This window comes from Pseudomonadota bacterium, assembly GCA_034660915.1.
Lineage (GTDB): Bacteria > Desulfobacterota > Anaeroferrophillalia > Anaeroferrophillales > Anaeroferrophillaceae > DQWO01.
Map to the genome: position 1 here is coordinate 1 of JAYEKE010000115.1, position 3146 is coordinate 3146.

Consider the following 3146-nt stretch of genomic DNA (forward strand, 5'->3'; position numbering starts at 1 on the left):
TGGCTCTCGCTCATTCTCGCCGGCCGTCCATGGCCGGCTTCCGAGGCGTCCGCCGCGAATCACATCGTGTGATTCGTTCGGCGGCCAATACCGCTATGAGCCAAGCCCGAACATCCTGCTAATATGTTCCCAACAATGCAAGTCAGAAAGTTGAGTTAAACCCTCAATCGCGAGCCTGGCAGACGGAACGGTGTGCCAGCAGAAAAAACACTATACCTAAGACCAGTAAAACCAGGATTGGAAAAAGCTCCACCGGCTGACCATAGGCCCCGTTGCGGATCAAACGGGAAGCATGAGTCAAAGGCAACACCTGCAGGAGCATCTGAACCCAGGATGGCATCTTGTCCACCGGAAAAAAGGTCCCCCCCAGAAAAGCCATCGGCGTTATAATAAAATTAAACAACATGGCCTGGTCGGCATGGGATTTCACCAGCATGGCCGCCATCACCGCCATGGAAGCAAAAACAAAGGAATTCAGAAAAATACCCAACCAGAAAACCGGGTTCAGGAAGTGAAGCTGCACCCCGAACAAACCTGACAACAAAATGACAATAATAACGGAAATCAAGGCTTTGGCCATCCCGGCCATTACTTCGCCAATCACATAAGCCAGGTCGGAAATGGGGGAGGCCTGAAATTCTTCAAAAATTTTCCAGTAAAAACGGGCAATGTTGATTTCTCCAGCAATCCCGAAAGACTGATTCATAGTCCCCATGGCCACCAGACCCGGAATCAGAAACTCAAGATATGAATGGCTGCCCACCTGCACATGACGGCCAACACCAAGCCCAAAAGCCACCAGGTAAAGGCTCGGCGAAACAGCCATGGAAATAAATACTTTTTTCCCCCGGCTGCCCAGGATCAGCATCTCCCGCAAAAAGATTGCCCAACTGCCCGCCAGCATTGAAATGCTATACTTTTCCAGCAACTTCATTCCTCAGCCACCTTACGGCCGGTTAAATCAAGAAAAACATCCTCCAGGTTGACCCTTCTTATGGTCACCCGTCCCGGAAAATCGGCGGCAGCCTGTTTGGCGGCGGCCCGATCGGTGAAGCACTCGGTCTGCAGTTCATTATCAACCAGACGGTCTACAGCCCAACTGCCCATTCTCCGCACCAGAGTTTCCGGCTGATCAACCGCGACAATCTGACCCCGGTCAATAAAGGCTACCCTGCCGGCCAGGTATTCCGCCTCTTCAATATAGTGAGTGGTCAACAGGATTGTTGTTCCTTCATTTTGAATCCGCCGGATGATCGACCAGGTCCGCCGCCTGATGGCCGCATCCAACCCCACCGTCGGCTCATCCATGAAAAGAATCCGCGGCTGATGCATCATGGCCCGGACAATGAGCAATCGACGCCTCATTCCTCCCGATAAATGCTTCACCAGCGTCTGGGCGCGATCAGACAGCTCAACATAAGTCAATAATTCTTCAATCCGCTTATGGCGCTGATCGCTGGGAAGGAAAAAAAAACGGCCATGAAGATCCAGATTACGATATACCGTCAACTCAGTATCAAGATTCAGCACCTGGGGGACCAGCCCAACCTGAAGCTTCGCTGCAGTCGGATATTTGCTGATATCCGTGTCATTGAGCAATACGGTCCCTGAATCAGCCCTGGCCAGGCCGGTCATAATCCGGACCATGGTCGTTTTACCGGCCCCATTGGGACCCAGAAGCGCAAACAGTTCGCCCTTTTGCACTGATAAATCAACGCCGGAAAGAGCCTGGAGATGGCCGTATGTTTTGGTCAGTTGCTGGATGGTAATCATTTAGCGGCCACAATTGTTGATGGTGTACAGTGTAAGGTGTACGGTACAAGGAACCTTAAACCTTAAACCCTGTACCGTACACGTACACCGTATAAACACACTTCATTACAAAGACGGTTAAAGTTATCATAAAATTATCCCGACTGTAAATAAAATCCCGGTTGCAAAACTACGCTATCTATGTACAGGTAGACAGCATTACTTTTTCACCAATGAATAATTTCAACCCCGACGGTACCCATAACGATGATTAGACGCATGAAGGAATATTTATTCATCGTTAACTACCTGGGAGCCCTGCTTACCCTTTTCGGCCTGCTGCTGTTCATCCCCCTGACGGTCCAATTCTATTACCAGGAAACCATGGCCGGCTCCCACCTGATTGCGGCCTTTACCATCCCCGGCCTGATTCTGTTCTTTGGTGGCATTCTGTTACAGAAAAAAATACCCGTGCGAATCCCCTCAGTGCAGGAAGGCATGGTCATTACCGCCCTGGCCTGGATATCAGCTGCTTTAGTCAGTTCTCTGCCTTTCATAATCGGCATCAATAAACCGATCATAGATGCTATTTTCGAAGCTACCAGCGGCATCACCGCATCGGGATTGACGGTATTTACCGGCCTGGATCAATTACCAAAATGCATCCTTTTCTGGCGTTCTCTCCTGCAATGGGTTGGAGGGGTTGGAGTACTGACTTTCTTCCTGGCGGTCAGTTTCAGGGGTGGAAGTACTTCGGCCACCCTTTTTGTTGCCGAAGGCAACAAAATAGCCAGCCGGAGGCCGGTGCCGGGAATATTCAATACGATTAAAATTATCTGGATGATTTACATTTCGTTCACGATCAGTTGTTTTTTTCTCTTGTGGCTGGAAGGAATCCCCCCTTTTGAGGCTCTTAATCACGCCCTGACCGTGGTTTCCACCGGCGGCTTTTCAACCCATGACCGCAGCATCTCTTTTTTTGCTCACTATCCCCATGCCGAACTGATTGAATATACCCTGATTTTCTTCATGCTCATGGGCGGCATTAATTTTCTCATCCACTACAAAGTTTGCACCGGTGAATGGCGATCAATTTACCAGGACTATGAAATACGCTGGTTCTGGGGTCTTCTGGCCGGCTGTACAATCCTGATCTGTCTTGATCATCTGTGGCATAATCCTCAAGGAATCTCTTATGTAAACGATAATCTTTTAACCGGATTCCATCACCTGCACGAGCTGTTTCGTAAAAGTCTGTTTCAAGTTACCTCGCTGTTAACCAGTACCGGCTATACAGTCCAGGACATTAACAGCACTTTTTTCCCGGCCCTGGCTAAACAGCTTTTTCTCCTGTTAATGCTGGTCGGTGGCTGTGTCGGCTCGACATCCGGCGG

3 protein-coding genes are annotated in these 3146 nt (G+C 49.7%); 1 reads left to right on the forward strand and 2 read right to left on the reverse strand.

Translation table 11 applies throughout. The annotated features are described in order from the left end of the window. Nucleotides 1-163: 163 nt before the first annotated feature. Both U9P07_07165 and U9P07_07170 read right to left on the reverse strand, forming a co-directional pair. Entirely contained in the window at nt 164-934 is a 771-nt protein-coding gene (locus U9P07_07165) for an ABC transporter permease (protein ID MEA2109183.1), read from the reverse strand. After that, nucleotides 931-1773, reverse strand: a complete 843-nt coding sequence (locus U9P07_07170) for an ABC transporter ATP-binding protein (GenBank protein ID MEA2109184.1) — start codon at nt 1771-1773, stop codon at nt 931-933. The genes U9P07_07165 and U9P07_07170 overlap by 4 nt, the downstream gene beginning before the upstream one ends. A gap of 258 nt (nt 1774-2031) precedes the next feature. On the opposite strand from U9P07_07170, the gene U9P07_07175 reads away from it, so the two are divergent. Continuing rightward, nucleotides 2032-3146, forward strand: a 1115-nt coding sequence (locus tag U9P07_07175) for a TrkH family potassium uptake protein (GenBank protein ID MEA2109185.1), incomplete at its 3' end; no start/stop codon positions are given.

Excerpts from the sequence above, each read along its gene's own strand:
- U9P07_07165 (MEA2109183.1), bottom strand. The coding sequence starts at position 934 with ATGAAGTTGCTGGAAAAGTATAGCATTTCAATGCTGGCGGGCAGTTGG.
- U9P07_07170 (MEA2109184.1), bottom strand. The coding sequence starts at position 1,773 with ATGATTACCATCCAGCAACTGACCAAAACATACGGCCATCTCCAGGCT.